General features: G+C 70.9%; 14 protein-coding genes and 1 pseudogene. 5 read left to right on the top strand and 10 right to left on the bottom strand.

Features of this window, described 5'->3' with window-relative positions:
* The 5 genes from VF794_RS04210 to sthA all read right to left on the bottom strand — a co-directional run.
* A partial coding sequence (locus VF794_RS04210) for a hypothetical protein (protein ID WP_331107885.1) occupies positions 1-243 on the bottom strand: 243 nt, incomplete at its 3' end.
* A gap of 102 nt (positions 244-345) precedes the next feature.
* Positions 346-981 carry a hypothetical protein gene (locus tag VF794_RS04205; RefSeq protein WP_331107884.1) on the bottom strand — a complete coding sequence of 212 codons (636 nt, stop codon included), beginning with the start codon at positions 979-981 and terminating at the stop codon, positions 346-348.
* A 543-nt stretch (positions 982-1,524) separates the two neighbouring features.
* Entirely contained in the window at positions 1,525-3,852 is a 2,328-nt protein-coding gene (locus VF794_RS04200) for a heavy metal translocating P-type ATPase (RefSeq protein ID WP_331107883.1), read from the bottom strand.
* A gap of 88 nt (positions 3,853-3,940) precedes the next feature.
* Positions 3,941-4,561 (bottom strand): RNA polymerase sigma factor, encoded by a 621-nt coding sequence (locus VF794_RS04195; RefSeq protein WP_331107882.1) that lies wholly within the window; start codon positions 4,559-4,561, stop codon positions 3,941-3,943.
* A gap of 14 nt (positions 4,562-4,575) precedes the next feature.
* Positions 4,576-5,973, bottom strand: coding sequence for a Si-specific NAD(P)(+) transhydrogenase (gene sthA, locus VF794_RS04190; RefSeq protein ID WP_331107881.1), 1,398 nt, complete (start codon positions 5,971-5,973; stop codon positions 4,576-4,578).
* Between the two features lie 238 nt (positions 5,974-6,211).
* Here sthA and VF794_RS04185 point away from each other — a divergent pair, with 238 nt between their 5' ends.
* Both VF794_RS04185 and VF794_RS04180 read left to right on the top strand, forming a co-directional pair.
* On the top strand, positions 6,212-7,144 hold the full coding sequence (locus VF794_RS04185) for an MBL fold metallo-hydrolase (protein ID WP_331107880.1): 933 nt from the start codon (positions 6,212-6,214) through the stop codon (positions 7,142-7,144).
* A 52-nt stretch (positions 7,145-7,196) separates the two neighbouring features.
* Entirely contained in the window at positions 7,197-8,957 is a 1,761-nt protein-coding gene (locus VF794_RS04180) for a M14 family zinc carboxypeptidase (protein ID WP_331107879.1), read from the top strand.
* Positions 8,958-8,965: 8 nt separating this feature from the next.
* Here the strand turns inward: VF794_RS04180 and VF794_RS04175 are convergent, their stop codons facing one another.
* Entirely contained in the window at positions 8,966-9,970 is a 1,005-nt protein-coding gene (locus VF794_RS04175; protein WP_331107878.1) for a hypothetical protein, read from the bottom strand.
* A gap of 154 nt (positions 9,971-10,124) precedes the next feature.
* On the opposite strand from VF794_RS04175, the gene VF794_RS04170 reads away from it, so the two are divergent.
* On the top strand, positions 10,125-13,421 hold the full coding sequence (locus tag VF794_RS04170; RefSeq protein ID WP_331107877.1) for an ATP-binding protein: 3,297 nt from the start codon (positions 10,125-10,127) through the stop codon (positions 13,419-13,421).
* 17 nt (positions 13,422-13,438) lie between these two features.
* Here the strand turns inward: VF794_RS04170 and VF794_RS04165 are convergent, their stop codons facing one another.
* From VF794_RS04165 to VF794_RS04150, 4 genes are read right to left on the bottom strand one after another with little or no spacing between them, the layout of a single operon-like run.
* Positions 13,439-15,253: a carboxypeptidase-like regulatory domain-containing protein gene (locus tag VF794_RS04165; RefSeq protein ID WP_331107876.1), complete on the bottom strand. Its 1,815-nt coding sequence runs from the start codon at positions 15,251-15,253 to the stop codon at positions 13,439-13,441.
* A gap of 47 nt (positions 15,254-15,300) precedes the next feature.
* Complete coding sequence (locus VF794_RS04160) at positions 15,301-17,007, bottom strand: VWA domain-containing protein (RefSeq protein WP_331107875.1); 1,707 nt, start codon at positions 17,005-17,007, stop codon at positions 15,301-15,303.
* Positions 17,008-17,029: 22 nt separating this feature from the next.
* A complete protein-coding gene (locus tag VF794_RS04155) occupies positions 17,030-17,545 on the bottom strand; it encodes a hypothetical protein (protein ID WP_331107874.1) in 516 nt (171 codons plus the stop codon).
* 1 nt (position 17,546) lies between these two features.
* A complete protein-coding gene (locus VF794_RS04150) occupies positions 17,547-17,702 on the bottom strand; it encodes a hypothetical protein (RefSeq protein WP_331107873.1) in 156 nt (51 codons plus the stop codon).
* Here VF794_RS04150 and VF794_RS04145 point away from each other — a divergent pair.
* Complete coding sequence (locus VF794_RS04145; RefSeq protein WP_331107872.1) at positions 17,701-18,444, top strand: SAM-dependent methyltransferase; 744 nt, start codon at positions 17,701-17,703, stop codon at positions 18,442-18,444. The two genes, VF794_RS04150 and VF794_RS04145, sit on opposite strands and share 2 nt — an antisense overlap.
* Before the next feature lie 26 nt (positions 18,445-18,470).
* A pseudogene (locus tag VF794_RS04140) lies at positions 18,471-19,435 on the top strand (hypothetical protein); the annotation flags it as partial.

Genomic DNA, 19,435 nt, shown 5'->3' with positions numbered 1-19,435 from the left:
GGGGATGAGGTCCGGCTGCCAGGACGTGCCCGAGCCCCGGCGCATCAGCGGGATGTCCCGGAGCGAACGCACCTCGGGAGCCTGCCCCCCGGTGTGGCCCATCTGTCCGGTGCCCTGCATGCCGGGGGCTTCGGCGGAGGCGGGCGCGTCGTGGCCTCCGTGCCCCGTGTGTTCGGGCTCCTGGGCTTGGGCTCCGGCCGGGACGACCAGCAACAGGTTCAAGGACAGGATGAGGGCGCGCATGGTCCCACCTCGCTTCCAGGAAGGCTGATGCCTGTCCCGTGAATCGGGGAGGGACGCGGTTGCCCGCCACTCCCTGGAGGGGGCGGGCGGTCACGTCACCTGTCAGCGCGCGAACTGCTCCATGCCCCTCGCGGCGTTGCCGCCCACGTCGAGCACCAGCGCCAATTCAGCCAGGGCATGTCGCTCCTCGCGGCGGAGCCAGCCCCAGGAGGCGAACATGCCCCCGGAGGCCACGGCCACCCGCCGGCCCAGCTCCAGCAGACACCACTTGAAGCGCTCCGCCTCGTGGCGGCCCAGCCGCCGCTGCACCACGTGGTAGGCCTCGGGGAGGTGCTCGAACCCGAGCGAGTCGGAGACGAGCTGCTCCAGCAGTCCGTCGCGCTTGCGGAAGAGTTCCGCGCACACCAGGCGGAACACCTCACAGGAGGAGCGCTTGCCATCCTCGAGGGCGCGCACCATCGCCCGGCGCTCCCACGCGTGCACCTTCCCGTCCGCACTGGCCACCATCAGGAAGCTCAGCAGGGCCGCGCCTCGCACCACCCGCCACTCCTCCCGGGTCAGGTCGAGGCGGCAAGCCCCTTCCGCCCACGGATCCGTCCGCTCGTCATCCTCTTCGTCCCGAAACGCCTGGAAGACGAACGCGCTCCGTCCAGCTCCGCTCCGGTCGACTTCTTCCGTCAACGGGACAAAGACCGGGTCCATCTGGAGTTGCGTCACGGGTAGGATGGCGTGCTTCATAGGGACCCCCCTTTTTCTGTCTGGGCTGAACGACTACCAGGGCAATGGCTGCCTACAGGCAGGCTCGTCCGCGTCCGCCCCATAATTATCGAGAGACAAGAAAACACACCCATACTCGGCGTGTAAAGATCTCTGCTCCTGAAACTTGAAGAAAACGAGAGCAATAAAACAGGAAATCCAGCAGGAGCCGCCATTGCTGGCACAGATGCAATTCATTGCAAGTCTGGGTTCCAGGCCCTACCGGGAGTCCTCCCCTCCCCCAAGGGCGAGAGGACCGTCCACCACTGGGCTGGAGACAAAAAAATCGGGGAGGGGCCGCGCCCCCACGCGGCCCCTCCCCGAGGTGATGCCCTACCCGTTCCGCCCCACCCAACCCCAACCGACCCGCCGCCCGAAAACCCCCGCTGCCTGGCCTACCCCGTCCACTCCTCGTGGCGGTGTTGAAGCATCCCGTGTGCCAGCGTGGCACCAGGGACAAGTGCCTGTGATATCAAGAGCTTGGCGAGCCGCCGCGCGCAGCAACACTCTGCCGGGTGGTAAGGCTTACAGGTCCAGGTTCCTCAGGCGCAGCGCGTTGCCGATGACCGACACCGACGAGAGGCTCATCGCCGCCGCCGCCAGCATCGGACTCAGCAGCAACCCGAAGAACGGGTACAGCACCCCCGCCGCGATGGGCACCCCCAGCGCGTTGTAGAGGAAGGCGAAGAAGAGGTTCTGCCGGATGTTGCGCAGTGACTCCCGGCTCAGCTTCCTCGCCCGGGCAATCCCTCTCAGGTCCCCCTTCACCAGCGTCACCGCCGCGCTCTCCATCGCGATGTCCGTTCCCGTCCCCATCGCGATGCCCACGTCCGCCAGCGCCAGCGCCGGCGCGTCGTTCACCCCATCCCCCGCCATCGCCACCACCCGGCCCTCGGACCGCAACCGCTTCACCACGTCGCCCTTGCCCTCGGGCAGCACCTCCGCCACCACCTCGTCGATGCCCAGCCGGCGCGCCACCGCGTCCGCCGTGGTGCGGCTGTCCCCCGTCAGCATCACCACCCACACACCCTCGCGGCGCAGCGTGGCCAACGCCTCGGGCGTGGTGGCCTTGAGGGGGTCCGCCACCCCGAGCAGCCCCGCCGGCTCGCCGTCCACCGCCACGTACATCACCGTCTGTCCCTCGCGCCGCAGCGCCTCCGCGCGAGGCCGCAGTGCCCCGGCGTCCACCCCCAGCGACTCCAGCAACGCCACGTTGCCCAGCGCCACCTCGGAGCCCCCCACGCGTCCCGTCACCCCCTTGCCCGTCACCGAGCGGAAGCCCTGTGCCGCCACCAGCACCGCGCCTCGCCCGTCGGCCCCCGCCACCACCGCCGCCGCCAGCGGATGCTCGCTGCCCCGCTCCAGACTCGCCGCCACGTACAGCAGCCGTGCCTCGTCCATGCCCTCCGCCGCCACCACCGACACCAGCTTCGGCTTGCCCTCGGTGAGCGTCCCCGTCTTGTCCACCACCAGCGTGTCCACCTTCTCCAGCAACTCCAGTGCCTCGGCGTCGCGGATGAGCACGCCCACCCCGGCCCCCTTGCCCATGCCCACCACCACGGACATGGGCGTGGCCAGGCCCAGCGCGCACGGGCACGCGATGATGAGCACCGCCACCGCGTTCACCAGCGCGTGCGCCAGCCGTGGCTCGGGCCCCAGCAGCGCCCACAGCACGAACGTCAGCGCCGACACCGCGATGACCGTCGGCACGAACACCGCCGCCACCTTGTCCGCCAGCCGTTGAATCGGCGCACGCGAGCGCTGGGCCTCGCCCACCCGCTGGACGATGCGCGACAGCAGCGTGTCCCGCCCCACCCGCTCGGCCTTCATCACCAGGCTGCCCGTACCGTTGACGGTGCCTCCGGTGACGCGCGCCCCGGGTATCTTCTCCACCGGAATGGACTCGCCCGTCACCATGGACTCGTCCACCGAGCTCTCGCCCTCGACCACTACGCCATCCACCGGCACCTTCTCGCCAGGGCGCACGCGCAGCGAGTCCCCCACCTTCACCTGCTCCAGCGAGAGATCCTCCTCACGACCATCCTCGCGAATGCGCCGCGCCACGGCCGGGGCGAGGCTCAGCAACGCGCGCAAGGCTCCCGAGGTGGCGCGGCGGGCCCTCAGCTCCAGCACCTGTCCGAGCAGCACCAGCGTCACGATGGTCGCCGCCGCCTCGTAGTAGACGGGGGCCGCGCCGCCGTGGCCGGTGAAGGCCTGCGGCAGCAACCCGGGCGCCACGGTGGAGAAGAGGCTGAAGAGGTACGCCGCCCCCGTGCCGATGGCGATGAGGGTGAACATGTTGAGGTGCCGGTTGCGCACCGAGGCCAGGCCGCGCTCGAAGAAGGGCCAGCCGCCCCAGAGCACCACCGGCGTGGCCAGCACGAGCTGCACCCACGCCAGCAGCCGCGGGCCGACGGCACGCAGCACCGGCTGGCCCGGAATCATCTCGGACATGCCCAGGAAGAGCAGCGGCACCGTGAGCACCACGCCCACCCGGAACCGCCGCGTCATGCTCAGCAGCTCCGGGTCCGGCGTCTCCTCGGGCAGCACCGTGCGCGGCTCCAGCGCCATGCCGCATTTGGGGCACGCCCCCGGGTGGTCCTGGCGGACCTCGGGGTCCATCGGGCAGCTCCAGGTCGTGCCCGGCGGCGCCTCCACCGGCTCCGCCTCCGGCTGGGGCGCGAGGAACTTCAGGGGCTCGGCGGCGAAGCGCTCCCGGCACCTGGGGTTGCAGAAGGCGTACGTCTTGCCGTCGTGGACGTGGGTGCCACCCTTGGGGGCATCCGGGTCCACCTTCATCCCGCATACCGGGTCCAGCAGGGGGGCGTGCGAGTGGGTGTGCTCGTGGGCCATGATGAGGGAACCGCTCCTTTCACCCGGGCTGACGGAGCAACCGCCAGACACTTACAGTGTCCACGCTCCGCGCCATGCCCCCTACCGGTCAAGCGGGCGTCTGGCAGCCCCCACCCGGCTGTCCACAGGTGCAGTCCAGGCAGCCATGAGCGGCGCAGGTGCCGCAGCTCCGCTCCAGTTGCTTCTTGAGCGCCTGCCGCGCGCGGTGGAGCCGCACCCCGGCGTTGTTGGCGGTGATGCCCGCCGCCTCGGCCACCTCGGGGACGCTCCGGCCCTCCAGGTCCACCTGACGCACCATCTCGGCGTACTCGGGCTTCAGCGCGGGCAGCAGCTCATGAATGCACGCACAGACGGTTCGCGTCAGCTCGGGATCCGGCCCCACCTCCGAGGCCTCACGAGCCTCTCGCTCCAGGGCACGCCCCTCGGCGGACTGTCGGCGGTAATGGTCGACGAGCGCGTTGCGCAGCAGGCGGTAGAACCACGCCACGGCGCCCTCGCCCTCATCGAGGTCACCGCCCTTCTCCAGCGTCCGCACATAGGCGGACTGGAGGATCTCCTCGGCGAGCGCCCGGCTCCCCACCCGTCGCTCCAGGAAGGCGAGGAAGCGCCGGTGGTTGCCCACCAGGGCCTCCACGACGCTGGGGTTCAACTCCTCCCCCCCACCCTCCGGCAGCGGGTCGGGGTGAGGGCCTTCGCGACCGTTGCGCATTCCGTTCCTCGCCGTCAGAACAGGCGGTTGAGGCCGTTGAGCGCGGCCACCCGGTACGCCTCGGCCATGGTGGGGTAGTTGAAGGTGGTGTTGATGAAGTAGTCGATGGTGTTGCCCGGCCCTTCCTGCGACATGATGGCCTGGCCGATGTGGATGATCTCCGAGGCGTTGTCCCCGAAGCAGTGCAGGCCGAGGATCTCCCGCGTCTCCCGGTGGAAGAGCATCTTGAGCATGCCCACCGTGCGGCCCGTGATCTGCGCGCGCGCCAGGCTCTTGAAGAAGGCGTGGCCCACCTCGTAGGGCACGCCATCGCGCGTGAGCTCCTGCTCGGTGCGCCCCAGGCTGCTGATCTCCGGGCTGGTGTAGATGCCGGTGGGGATGTCCTTCACCAGCTTGTGCTCCAGCCGCCCCTCGACGATGTGGGTGGCGGCGAAGCGTCCCTGGTCATACGAGGCGCTGGCCAGCGAGGGATTGCCCACCACGTCCCCCACGGCATAGATGTGGGGCACGGCCGTCTGGTACGCGTCGTTCACCCGGATGTTGCCGCGTGAGTCCAGCGGGACGCCCAGCTCCTCCAGCCCCAGGTCCTGGGTGTTGCCGGTGCGCCCGTTGGCCCACAGGAAGATGTCCGACTTCAGCCGCTTGCCGCTCTTGAGGTGCAGCACCACCCCGTCCTCGCGAGCCTCCACCCGCTCCATCTGCTCCTGGTGGCGGATGAGCACCCCCTGCTCGCGCAGGTGGTAGGAGAGCGCGTCGGAGATCTCATCATCCAGGAAGGACAGGAGCCGGTCGCGCGTGTTGATGAGGTCCACCTTCACGCCGAGCATGCGGAACATGGAGGCGTACTCGCAGCCGATGACGCCCGCGCCGTAGATGATCATCGTCAGCGGCGACTCGCGCAGCGAGAGGATGGTGTCCGAGTCGTAGATGCGGGGGTGTTTGAAGTCCACGTCCGGCGGGTGGTAGGGGCGCGAGCCGGTGGCCACCACGAAGGCCCTGGCCGACAGCAGCTCACTGGCGCCTCGGGGCTCGCTGACCTCCACCGTGGCGGCATCCTGGAAGCGCGCCCGGCCCACCACCAGCTCCACCCGGTTGCGCTCGTAGAAGGTGGTCCGCAGCTGCACCTGGCGCCCCACCACGGATGAGGCCGTCCGCATCATGTCCTTGAGCTTCCAGGTCTTGGCCAGCTCGACGCGCAGCTCGGGGTGGTCCACCTGCACGTCCACCATGCGCTGGACGGCATGGCGCAGGGCCTTGGAGGGAATGGTGGCGGTATGGGTACAGGCCCCGCCCACCAGCGGCAGTTGCTCCACCACGCATACCCGCTTGCCGGACTTGGCGGCCTTCATGGCCGCTCCCTCGCCACCCGGGCCCGAACCAATCACCACGATGTCGAACTGCCGCACGTTCATGCCCGGATATTTCTCCACCCCGGGTGACTTCGCGAAGAAATCACCTGGAGAAGCGTGACCGGGCCGCTCCCCTGTCCGGTGGTGTGCCGAACGAACGGCCTCGGTCCCGCTGCCCGTGGAGCCATTGCCTCAAGCCTGAATGGCGGGGGCGGCCACATGGCCCTTGCATCCAAGGCCGGTGGCGGAACAAGACACGGGGGTGGGCCCGCCCCCCTGGCGAGCTCGGATGGAGAGCCCCATGCCGGCGCGTTTCAAGAACCTGGATGGCAGTGGCCCGCACCCCTTCGGCAACATCTTCAAGTGGGCCGTGGGGGACAAGCTGGCGGGCAAGCGTCGCAAGAGTCCAGACACCGCCCCCGTGCGCCGCGTGGAGCCGGACCTGGCCGCGCTCGCCACCCCGCCGGCCCCGGGCGAGGGGGCGCGCCTCACCTGGCTGGGCCACGCGAGCTGGCTGGTGCAGCTCGATGGGGTATCGCTGCTCATCGACCCCGCCCTGCGCGACACCATCACCGGCTTCATCCGCCGCAACGTGGCCCCGGGCCTCTCCTTCGAGCAGCTTCCTCCCATCACCGCCACGCTGGTGTCGCACAACCACTTCGACCACCTGGACATGCCCAGCGTGCTCCGGGTGGGCTCGCCCGTCATCACCGGGCTGGGCATGGCGCGCTACTTCCGCCCCGGCTCCCCGGCCATCGCCGAGCTGGACTGGTGGGGCTCCACGAAGGTGGGCGCGGTGACGGTGCACTTCGTCCCCGCCCAGCACTGGAGCCGCCGCGGCCTCAACGACGTCAACGAGACGCTCTGGGGCGGCTTCGTGGTGGAGGGCTCCAGCGCGCGCGTCTACCACTCGGGGGACACCGCCTGGTTCGACGGCTTCCAGGAGATTGGCCGGCGCTTCCCGGCGCTGGACGCGGCCATGCTGCCCATTGGCGCCTATGATCCGGGCTGGTTCATGGAGAAGCAGCACATGAACCCCGAGCAGGCGGTGCACGCGTACGTGGACCTCGGGGCGCGGCGCTTCCTCGCCATGCACTGGGGCACCTTCAAGCTCACCGACGAGCCCCTCGATGAGCCCCCCCAGCGGCTGGACGCCGAGTGGAGCCGCCGGAAGCTGCCACGCGAGCCCCTCCACGTCCTCGCCGTGGGCGAGAGCCTTACTGTCCAGCGCTGAGGGGCGCACCGGGGTTGAGGCAGGGCGGGCGGTATGCTCTGAGGGAGGGGCCATGCTCCTGCCCGTCCTCCTCGCCCTCACCCTCACCCAGGCCCCCCTCACCACCGTCGCCGAGCGGAGTGGCTGGACTCGCACCGGCCGCTACGCGGAGGTGGAGTCCCTCTGCCGCGCCTTCCCCAAGCAATACCCGGGCAAGGTGCGCTGCGACACCTTCGGCACCACCCCCGAGGGCCGTCCCCTGCTCGCCCTGGTGGCCAGCGCGGATGGCACCCTCACGCCCGCCGCCTCCGCGAAGAAGGGCCGGCCCGTCGTCTTCTTCCAGGGTGGCATCCACTCCGGGGAGATCGATGGCAAGGACGCCGGCTTCTGGCTGCTGCGCGACCTGCTCGACGGCAAGGTGCTGCCGGGTGTGCTGAAGCAGGTGACGGCCGTCTTCGTGCCCGTCTTCAACGTGGATGGCCACGAGCTCTTCGGCCCCAACAACCGGCCCAACCAGGTGGGCCCCGAGGAGATGGGCTGGCGCGTCACCGGGCAGAACCTCAACCTCAACCGCGACTACGTGAAGGCGGACGCCCCGGAGATGGTGGCGCTGCTCAAGCTGCTGCACGGGTGGGACCCGCTCTTCTACGTGGACCTGCACGTCACCGACGGAGCCAAGTTCGAGCACGACGTGAGCGTGCAGATGGAGCCGCAGAAGGTGGGCCCGGAGCCGATGCGCACGCTCGGCGCGAAGCTGCGCGAGGAGCTCTTCACCGAGCTGGAGTCCAAGGGGCACCTGCCCCTGCCCTTCTACCCGTCCTTCCGGGAGAACGATGACCCCGCCTCGGGGGTGAATTACGGCGTGTCGCCCCCGCGCTTCAGCCACCAGTACTGGTTGGCCAACCGGCGCTATGGCGTGCTGGTGGAGACCCACTCGTGGAAGCCCTACGCGCACCGCGTGGCCACCACGCGCCACGTGCTGGAGGGCCTGCTGCGGCTCGTCGCCCGGGACGGTCAGGCGCTGCTGGAGGCCCGGAAGGTGGCGGACGCCGAGGCCACGTCCGGCAAGGCGCGCGAGGTGGTGCTCCTCTGGGAGAACACGGACAAGAACCGCCCCCTCGCCTTCCGTGGCTACGCCTACGAGCGCACGCCCTCGGAGCTGACCACCCAGCCGTGGATCCGCTACGACGACTCGAAGCCGCGGGTGTGGACGATTCCCTATTATGAGGAGGTGCGGCCAGCCCTCACCATCACGCTGCCCGCGGGTGGCTATCTCGTGCCCCCGGCGCACGCGGGGTGGATGGCGGAGAAGTTGACCACGCACGGCCTGCGCTTCCAGCGGCTCGGCCACGAAGTGCCGGCGGCCGAGGTGGAGGTGTTCCGCGCCACCGAGGCGAAGCCCCGCCCCGTCTCCTTCGAGGGCCGGCAGCTCCTCTCGGTGAAGGGAGAGTGGAAGAAGGAGACGCAGCGGCTGCCGACGGGGACGCTCTACGTGCCGACGGCGCAGAAGGGCCTGCCCCTGCTGGCGCACCTGCTCGAGCCGCTCGGGCCGGACTCGCTGCTCGCCTGGGGCTTCTTCAACAACCACTTCGAGCAGAAGGAGTACGTCGAGGACTACGTGCTGGAGCCCTTCGCGCGCGAGCTGCTCGCGAAGAACCCCGCCGTGAAGGCCGAGTGGGAGGAGAAGTTGAAGGACAAGGAGTTCGCCGGCAGCCCCCGCGCCCGCCTGCGCTTCTTCTACGAGCGCCACCCGGCCCACGACGTGCGCTTCAACCTCTACCCCCTCTTCCGTACCGACGTGGCGCCGGCGGGACTCCAGCCGGCGTCACGCTGACGTCCGTCTCAGGCGTCGCCCGCTGGCGCGCCGTCGCTCACCGGCGCGCTCTTGGGCGGCTTGTAGCTCTGCGAGCGCCAGATGAACGAGTACACGTCCATCAGGTCGCGCGGGCTGTGCCCCGCGGCCACCAGCTGCTTCTGGGTAGTGCGAGCCACCTCCAGGAAGCGTGCATAGCCCATGCTGCTCGGGGACTCGGACTTGTTGGCCGAGAGCCCGGCGATGGGCGCCTGCTGCTCGAAGTACGTCGGCTTCACGCAGACGTGCTCGGTCGGGTGGTACATGGCCGGGAAGATGGTCGCCAGGGGCCAGGTGAGCTTCTTCGCCTTTCCGTCCGCGTCGGCGATGTGCACGGCGTCGATGAAGCGGTCGAACCGGGTCCCATAGTCACCGGTCCCGTGGAGCAGCTCTCCCAGCGCCGCCACGAACGAAGCGCGATCCTCCGGCTTCATGGAGCCGAACGCGACGGCGCCCTCCATGGGGTGGACGATGTTGGTGGACTGAACCACCGTCTTCGCGGCCTCGAAGAGCTCCTCGGGGCTGGCGGTCTTGAAGCGCTCGGGAGCGAGCTGCTCGCGGGCGAGACGGAGCGCGGCGGCCTTGAGTCCCTTCTTCCCCTTGATGTCCTCGCGGCCACGCTCCTCCGCGATGAACCGCTCGCCCTCGAAGCCCCCGGTGAACTCCTTCTCGAACCAGCGCAGCTGCTCCTCGAAGGAGGCATAGGTCTGGGCCTTGGGCGCGGCGGGCTGCTTCGCCTTCGAGCCCTTGGCCGGCTTCTTCTGCGCCTGCGACGGGCGGCGTCCGCGAAGCCGGGCGTCGATCGCACTGGCGTCCTCGGGGCTCAGCGCCTCGGCGCGCTTCAGCCCCTGGATGAGGGGCTTCTTGAAGATGCGCTTCTCCCCCTTCTCGAAGAGGAAGACGACCCGGTCGGGTTTGTCCTCGAGAACGATGCCAAAGCCCCAGTCGGGTTGGCTCTCGTTGGTGAATACAACGGGTTTTTCGGTCTTGCTCACGGAGAACCTCCGAGAAATGTCCGCCACGCACACGTCATATCGGAGACCCTACTACGAGAAGCCCGGTCGTCCCCTGGCATGGTGTCACCCACTGTCGGTTGAATCTCCCCCCGACGTATTCCTAACGTAGGGAACGCATGGCGGTTGCCCGAGGATGATGAACAACGAACGCGAGCTGCTCCAGCAGGCCCTCGCCGTGCTGGAGCAACAGCGCCCGGCCCTGGGCGACGCGGCCACCGAGGCCGCGCTGGCGACCTTGCGCGCACGGCTCGCGACCCTGGACTCCCATACCCCCCTGGAACGTCGGCACGTCACGGTGCTCTTCGGTGACCTCTGCGGCTTCACCGCCTTGAGCGAGCAGATGGACCCGGAGGACGTCAGCGAGCTGATGAACACGCTGTGGGCACGCGTGGACGCGGCCATCGTCCGGCACGGGGGGCGGATCGACAAGCATATCGGCGATGCCGTGATGGCGCTCTGGGGCGCCGATGGCGCTCGCGAGGACGACCCGGAGCAGGCCCTCCACGCCGCGCTGGACATCCAGGACCAGCTCTCCTCCCTGCTGGCCGGCCCCCCCGAGGGCCTGCGCATGCGCATCGGCGTCCACACGGGCCCGGTGCTCCTGGGCGTGGTGGGCTCGCTCGGGGAGCTCACCGTGATGGGCGACACCGTCAACACGGCCAGCCGCCTGGAGCAGGCCGCGCCCGAGGGGGGCATCCTCATCTCGCACGCGACGTACCGCCACGTGAGCGGGACCTTCGAGTCCGAGTCCCTCGCCCCCCTCAAGCTCAAGGGCAAGCAGGAGCCGCTCCAGGTGTACCGGGTGACGGCGGCCCGGCCCCGCGCCTTCCAGCGGCGGGGGCGAGGCCTGGAGGGCGTCTGGGCACGGCTGGTGGGCCGGGAGGAGGAGTCGCGCCGCCTGCGCTCCGCCCTGTCCGCGGCGCTCTCCGGAGGCGGGTGCCAGCGGGTGACCCTCACCGGCGAGGCCGGCATGGGCAAGTCGCGCCTGCTCGGGGAGTTCGAGACATGGCTCGAGTCGCTGCCGACGCCGCCCCGGTGCCTGCGCGGACGCGCCAGCCCGGAGATGAGGAGACACCCCAACGCCCTGCTGAGGGATTTGTTCTCCTTCCACCTCCAGATCCAGGAGAGCGACCCCCCCAGCGTCGTGCGCGCCCGGATGGAGGAGAGCTTCATCGACGCGCTCGGCCCCGACGACGCGAGCCGCAGCCGGGCCCACCTGGCGGGCTCCCTCATCGGCTTCGACTTCAGCGACAGCCCCCATGTGAAGGGCACCCCGACGGACGAGCAGAGCCGGCGGGCTCGCGGGCTGTCGGCCCTCAGCGACTACTTCCGCGCCCTCTTGAGCCGGGAGCCCATGGTCCTCTTCCTGGAGGACATCCACTGGGCGGACGACAGTGCGCTCGACCTCCTGGAGCGCCTGCTCCAGACGCTGGCCTCGGAGCGACTCCTCCTGCTGTGCACCGCGCGGCCCGAGCTCTTCGAGCGGCGGCCCGAGTGGGACCTGGATCCCTCCCACCTGCGGCTCGAGCTGCGGCGCCTGTCCCAGGAAGACAGCCACCGGCTCGTGGCGGAGCTGCTGCGCAAGGTGGAGAACATCCCCCCGGCCCTCCACGAGCTCGTGCTCACCCGCGCCGAGGGCAATCCCTTCTACCTCGAGGAGCTCATCCAGATGCTCCTGGAGGAGGGCGTCATCCTCGCCGAGGGGGAGCGCTGGCGCGTCGTGCCGAGCCGGCTCACCTCCTTCAAGGTGCCCTCGACGCTCAGCGGCGTCCTCCAAGCCCGGCTGGACAGCCTTCCCGCCCAGGAGCGGGAGATCCTCCAGCGGGCCTCGGTGGTGGGACGCATCTTCTGGGACGAGGCCCTGGCGAGCATGGGCCAGAGCGGGGCCCCCCCCATCCCGGTCCACGCGGCCCTGGCCGCCCTGCAGGAGCGGGAGCTCGTCTTCGAGCAATCCAGCCCCGCCTTCGCCGGCACGCGCGAATACATCTTCAAGCACGCCATCGTCCGTGAGGTGGCCTACGACACCGTGCTCAAGCGCGAGCGGCGCGCCTTCCATGGGCGCATCGCCGAGTGGTTGCTGGCGCGCGGGGGCGAGCGCTCCCGAGAGCACCTCGGGCTGATCGCCGACCACCTGGAGGCCTCCGGACAGGCGGTGCGGGCGGCCATCTACCTGCGGCGCGCGGGAGAGGAGGCCCAGGCCCTGTACGCCAACGCGGAGGCCCGCTCGTTCCTGGAGCGCGCCCTGGCCCTCACGTCCGAGACGGACCTGCCCGAGCGCTACGCCATCGTGGCGGCTCGCGAGAAGGTCCACGCCGTCCTCGGCGAGCGCCAGACACAGCGGCGGGACCTGGAGATGATGGAAGTGCTGGCCGAGCTGCTCGCCGACCCGCGGCGACAGGCCGAGGCGGCCTTGCGCCGGGCCCTCTACTCCTCGGAGGTCGGTGAGCTGGCGGCGGGCGTGGAAGCGGTGCGCAAGGCCATCCGGCTGTCCCAGGACAACGGTGACGTGGCCAGCGAGGCGCTCGGCTACCTGCGCTGGGGACGGATGCTGCGCCACCACCAGGGGGACTTCGAGAGCGCCCGGAGCCACTTCGAGCGAAGCCTGGCGCTCGCCGAGTCCGCGCGGCTGGCCCACCTGGAGGTGGAGAACCTGCTCAACCTCAGCGCCGTCATCCTGGAGACCGGAGACCTGGGAACGAGCCTCGCCTATGTCCAGCGGGTGCTCCCCTTCTGCCGGGCGATGGAGGATCGCTGGCTGGAGTTCTCCACCCTCCGGCACCTGGGGTACGTGAGCAAGAGCCTGGGGGACTTCGCCCGGGCCCGCGCCCTCTTCGAGCAGACGCTCCAGTTCAGCCGCGTGATCGGCTACCGGTTCTGGGAGTGCGTCGACCTCTGCAACCTGGCGCTGCTCCACTACCTGCTGGGGGATGCGTCCTCCGCCCTGGAGCTCGCCGAGCAGGGCCTGCGGATCAGCCAGCAGCTCGGCAGCTCCCGCTTCCAAGGCTATGCGTGGATGAGCAAGGGTCACGCCCTGGCCGCCCTGGAGCGCTTCCCGGAAGCCCGGGAGGCGTACCAGCGCTCCCGGACCATCCGGGTGGAGACGCGAATGCGGCACCTGGAGATGGAGTCCGTCGCGGGCTTGGCTTCCGTCGCGCTGGCCACGGGAGACATGGCCGGGGCCCTCGGACTCGTCGAGGAGGTGCTCGCGCACCTGGCGCGGGGCGAGACGCTCAACGCCACGGAGGAGCCCTTCTGGATCCGTCTGGTCTGCTTCCGGGTCCTCCAGGCCCATGGGGACTCCCGCGCGAAGGCGTTCCTCAAGACGACCCAACGCCTCCTCCGGGAATGCGCCAGGGGCATCCACGACAAGGAGCGCCAGCACTCGTTCCTGGCCATCGCCGCGCACCGCCAGCTCCTGGAGGAGTGCTAGCGTCAAGTGCAGCGCCCTCACTCGGCGCTGGAACGGCCCGGGCCCGGCAGCAGCTCGATGAGGAGCGGCCCACTGTCGCGCGGCGCCGTCACGGTGGCCTCCAGGTGGCCCGGGTGGAAGACCCGCAGCGCGAGGCGCTCCGCCTCCACGCCCGCCAGGCGGAACGTTCCATCCGGGCCCGTCACCGCCGGTGGAGCCGGAGGCGTACCGGCCTCCGCGCCGAGGGGCAACCCCACCACCCGGGCCCCCTCCACGGGCGCACGCGAGCGCGCATCCCGCACCGTCCCCGTGAGGGTGTAGACCTCGGACAGCACGATGTCGCCCACGTCCTGGTCCCTCCCGTCCCCGATGCGGACCGTCACCACGCGGTCGAGATGGCCCGGAGCACTCACGAGCAGCCGCTGCGTGGCCTCGGGGCGGATGGGCACGGAGAAGCGCCCGGAGGAGTCCTCGAAGGACGTCCCGTCGATGACGAAGGAGGGAATCGGCGCCCGTGACGGAGCCACGACGCGTCCGGTGAGCACGCCCCGAGCCCCCAGCCGGAGCTGGACGCCCTGGCTGCCCGCCGGGACGGAGGTGAGCTGCCCCCGCGCCCCCTCCAGGCCCACCGCGTTCAGCGCATAGGCCCGGTTCCTCAACCCCGGCAGCGTGAAGGTGCCGTCGGAGGCGGTCCGCGTCATCCGCCGCTCCGGCTCGTCGTCGAGCAGCCTCGCCTCCAGCGCCGAGGACGTGGGCGACGTGGCGCTCACCGTTGCCCCCGCCACCGGAGCGCCGGAGACATCCACCACGGTGCCGGTGATGCGCAGCTCTCCCTCGATGACGACCACCACCCACGGCGGCGTCCGCTGCTCCACCACCTCCAGGGGACCCCGCGCCTGACCGGTGCGTCCCTGGACGAGGGCCGCCACGTCATAGCGCCCGTCATCCACCCCCTCGATGCGGAACTCGCCCCGCGCGTCCGCCCGGGTCTCCTTCGATTTCGAGGGGGCATGGCCCCATCGCGGCGCCTCCCGCTCCCAGAGCCACACCTGGGCCTCCGGCATTGGAGTTCCTTGCGCGTCCTCCACGCGTCCCACCACGACGACGCCTCGCCGCAACGTCACCCGGACATCCGAGCCCGACACGCGGACCGGCTCGACGGTGGTGCGGAAGCGCGGGTGCGCCACCTCCAGGAGGTAGTCCCGCTCCTGGGCGCCGAAGAGGCCGAACGTGCCATCGCTCCCGGAAGCCATCTCCGTGACGGGCAGCACCGCGGAAGGTGTCTCCGGGCCTGCCTGGGGCCCGGGAGCCTCGTGGGGAAAGAGCCTCACGCTCGCGCCGGGCACCGGCCGGCCCTCGGGGTCCACCACCACTCCGCTCAAGGGCGCGACGGGCGCCAGGGTGAAGCGCAGCGACGCGGTGGCGCCTCCCTCCACGCGCCGCGTGCGTGTCTCGGAGACGTGCTCGGGGGCCTCGGCCACCAGCCGGTACTCCCCCCCTTCGAGCCCCGGAAACCGGAACCGTCCCCCCAGGTCCACCGAGGTCACCGACACGGGCTGCTCGGAGCCCGCGCGGAAGAGCGTCACCGTGGCGCCCTCCAGCGGGAGCAGCGCCTCGGGCTCGCCCGGAAGCGAGGGAGACGCACCCGGTCCCGGTGCGGCGGTGACGAGCCCTTCCAGGGTGCCACTCACGGGCTGGGAGCTTCCCACCAGCGGTCCACCGCGCGCGGCCTCGGAAGCCAGCGCTCGCGGCGGCGTTGCCTCTGGGGCTGGCGCACCCGGCTCCTCCCCGGAATGGAGCACCCCCGCGAGCGCGATGAGCAGCACGACGGCGAGCGCTCCACCGGCCAGCACCGGCCAGCGCCTCCGCCCACCGGACGCCTGGGGAGGAGCGGACCTCATTAGAAGAACGCCGCCACCTGACGGAGGACACGGGCCTGGGTCTCCGGCGCGACCGGGAGCACCTGTCCCCGGGTCGCCTTCGCCAGCTCCGCGACGGCCTGGGTGTCCACGCCCTCACCATAGGTGACGAGGAAGACGGGCACTCCGGGCCCGCGCAGCTCCCGCATCACCTCCGGGGGCGCTTCGGGGAGGGAGGCCACCAGGGCCTCCATCTTCTCGCGGCGCTCCCGCTCCTCGGGCGTGGCGGACGGGGGCAACGGCGGAGGCGGTGGGGGCGCCTCCGGCGGCTCTCCCCGCAGGTGCTTCACGAGCCTCGGCAGGGGGCCGGAGCTGCCCTCGTCCCGGCCCGCCGTCAGCACGATGACCCCAAAGGTGCTCCGCGCGCTGGACGGAGCACGCGCCCGGGCCCGCGCCACGTCATACCCGGCGGCCACTCCGTCATAAAGCGCCGCCTTTCCACTCGCGTGCCCCTCCGCCACGGGCTGGGTGAGCAGCCGCCGACCCTCGCCCTCCACGGGGAAGGGACCCACCTCGTGGGCGACCTCCTGGCCGAAGGTGAAGAGGGAAACCTCGGGTTGGGGGCCCCGCAGCGCGTCCAGCAGCACCTGGAAGCCCGCGCGTGCCTCCTCCAAGGGCTTGCCCGCCATGCGCGCCGACTGGTCGAGCACCACGACCACGCTGGGGTTCTTCTTCTTCGCCCGCCACGCCGCCAGCACGTCCTCCACCTGGGCCGCGTCGGGCAACCCCAGCGCCGGCCTGGCCGCCTTCCCGACCAACGCGCGCCGGAAACCCCGCGCCACGGCCGCATCCTGCGCCGGCGGAGCGAGGAGGAAGTCGAGGAACACCCTGGCGGCCTCGCTCTCCTCGGGCGGGTCGGCCACGGGCAGCGGCGCCTCGGGAGAGGAGACGGCGACGAGCGGGAACGGAGCCCCCTCCCGCGCCGGGGAGGCCTCCACCTGGTGCGCGAAGGCCACCACGGCGGAGAGGTACTCCGGCCCGTGCTCGCGCATCCGCTCCACGAAGAAGCGGGGCGAGGGGGCGTAATGCGGCACCGCGGCCTCGACCCGGCCGAGGAAGTCCCGCGCGGCCTCCCCGCGAAGGTCCCCGGGCTCACCCCCTGGCTGACGCGCACCGGCCGAGAGCACCGCCCACACCCCGAGCAGCCCCGCGCTGGACGCCTCCGCATGAGCGTGCGCGAGCTTGAAGGCGCCCCACTCGGGGTGGCCGAACGAGGCCCAGCCCTCGGCAGACTCGGCCACGCGCAGCAGCGCGTCCCACCCCAGGGGCTTCTCCGGCCAGCCGAGCGCCTCCGCCGCCACCCGGGGCATGGCGAGGACGAGCGGCGAGCGGAGCACGGACTCGTGGCTCGCGAGGAGCGGCTTGCCCTGGCCGGGCCCGGCACGCCAGGCCTGCTCGAGGCGCGACACGTCGGTGGAGGAGGCCGGGTTGAAGACATGCGGCTTCAACGAGCCCCCCAGCACCGCCGGAATGGCCTCCGAGGCATCCATCACCGTCACCTCGACGCGGATGGGCCGGTTCGACTTCGTCCGCATCCCCGTGGCCTCGAACGTCCGGGCCTGGGCCTCCAGCCACGCCTCCGCCTCGCCCCCGTGGACGAGGCGTACCGTGACGGGAGCGGGGGCGGGCTTGCAGCCGGTGAGCGCCAGCAGGGCGCACGACACCGCGAGGACCGAGAGCTTCAGCATGGGAGCCACCAGGAGTACCGCCTCAGGGCTTCTTCGGAGGGAGGCAGGGATTCTCGAGGTGGAACGGGTAGCGGCGCGCGCCGGGCTCGCAGGCCAGCAGCAGGCACTCGGAGTCCTTCACGAAGAGGAGCTGGTAGCTCACGGCCCTGGTCCGCCAGTAGAGCTTCGTTCCCTGCTCGTCCGTCTGGCGCTCCGCCTTCTTCAGCCCCGGAAGCAGCGCCTCGAAGGTGGAGCGGCAGGACTGCTCGTCCCGGAAGGTCTGGGCGCCGACGTCGCCCACCACCAGCATCACCGGGCTCTCCTTGTCCAGGAAGTACCCCACCCCGCCGCCCCGCCCCGGGCACTTCACGCTGGTGATGTCCGAGCCGTTGCCCAGCAGCGAGGAGCGACAGCTCGCAGTGAACGCCTTGGGCACCTGGGGGAAGGCCTTCACCCACTCCGGATACGTCCCTCCGGCCTTGGCCTTCTCCTGCGCGACAGCCTCGCCGCACCCGAACACCACGAGCGCGGCGAGCACCTTCGAGGACACGCGTCTCAACTCAGAACACCGAGTAGTAGTTGATGAAGCCCCAGTCGCTCTGGCCGGCGATGCGGACCATCATGCCGCCGCCGCCGCGGGTGCGGTAGCGCAGCATGACGGCGGAGCCAGCGGGCAGCTCGCCGCGGTAGTATTGATTTTCAAGGGAGGACCACATGACGCACGAGGCGGAGCCGACGGTGCCCAACACGGGCCGGATGTTCGACTACTGGCTGGGAGGCAAACACCACTACCCCGTGGACATCGCGGCGGCGAAGGCCTTCGAGGTCGTCTTCCAGGACTTCCCCCGGGTGTTCCGCGTGCTGCGCGACTTCATCGGGCGCGCCTCGCGCTACATCCACGAGCAGGGAGTGGAGCAGTTCCTCGTGCTGGGCTCCGGTGTGCCCACGCAGGGCAACGTCCACGAGGTCGTGCCCGGCGCCCGGGTCCTCTACACGGACATCGATCCCTCCAACGTCGAGCTGGGCCAGCGCATCCTCGCCGGGGTGCCCCACACGGGCTACACCCACTGCGATGCCACGGACCTGACGACGCTCGACATGCAGGTGGTGAAGCGCGTCCTGGGACCCATCCGCCGGCTGGGCATCATCATGATTGGCGTCGAGGCCTTCATCGACGACGAGCGGCTGCGCGCCACCTGCCAGAAGCTCTACGACTTCGCGCCCTCGGGCAGCTACCTCGCCTTCGACTGCGACAGCCCCAAGGCCAAGGACCATCCCGAGCTGGTGAAGATGATGGGTCCCGCCTTCCACATGCGCACCGCGGAGCAGCTCGCGGCGGCGCTCGGGCCGTGGCGGCTCACCGAGGATGGCGTCCAGCCCGTCGCGGTCTGGCGCCACCGGGGCACGCCCGTGGACGTCCCGCCGTACATGAATGGCGGCGTGGCGCTGAAGCCCTGAGGTGGAGCGCATGGTAGGGTGCCGCGGTGCCCTCTCGACAGCTGGCCCTGGTCTGCGCCTGCGCGGCCCTGGCCTTCGCCAACACGCTGACCAACGGCTTCGTCTGGGATGACGCCCTGCTCGTCCAGTCCAACCCGTGGCTCGACGGGCCGGAGCACCTGGGGGACATGTTCGGCTCGCACTTCTGGGGCTTCGCCTCGCGCGGTGACTTGAGCCGCAACTACTACCGCCCCCTCGTCCACGTCACCTTCCTGCTCTGCCGCGCCTTCTCCGGCCTCCAGCCCTGGGGCTACCACCTCGTCCTCCTGCTGGGACACGTGGTGACGTCCGGGCTCGTCTACCGGGTGGGGCTCCTCTTCTCCGAGCCCCGCCAGAGCGGCTCGCTCGCCGCGCTCGCCGCGGGCCTCCTCTTCGCCGTGCACCCCGTCCACACCGAGGCCGTGGCCTGGGTGAGCGCCGTGAACGACGTGGCCATGACCGGCCTCCTGCTGCTCGCGCTGCTCCTGCTGATGAGGGCGGGCCCCGGCCTGTCCCCGCGCGCGGCCCTCGCCGGGGTCTGCTTCCTCTGCGCCCTGCTCTTCAAGGAGCCCGCGGTGCTGCTGGTGGGCATGGTGGGGGTGCATGACCTCGTGCGCGGCGGCCGGGCCTGGAGCCTCCGGCAGTGGGTGGGACGCTATGCCCCGCTGGCCCTGGCGCTCGGCGTCTACGCGGCGCTGCGCCTCCACGCGCTGGCGGGCCTGGGGCGGACCGTCCACCACACCAGGCTCGGCCTCCTGGGGTACGTCCTCAACGCGCCACCCCTGCTGGCGCGGTACCTGGGCGCGCTCGTTCTGCCGCTCGAACTCAACGCGTTCCACGTCTTCCAGCCCGTCGACTCGCCGTGGGCCCCCGAGGTGCTCGCCGGGGTGGCCGCCCTCGTGGGCCTCGCCCTCGCCGCCGTCCTCTTCTGGCGACGCGCCCCCTCGGCCTTCCTCGCGCTGGCGTGGTGCCT

This window comes from Archangium sp. (assembly GCF_036389735.1).
Classification (GTDB): domain Bacteria; phylum Myxococcota; class Myxococcia; order Myxococcales; family Myxococcaceae; genus Archangium.
Note: the sequence above shows the minus strand (reverse complement) of the source record. Positions and strands in the feature narration are given on the sequence as shown.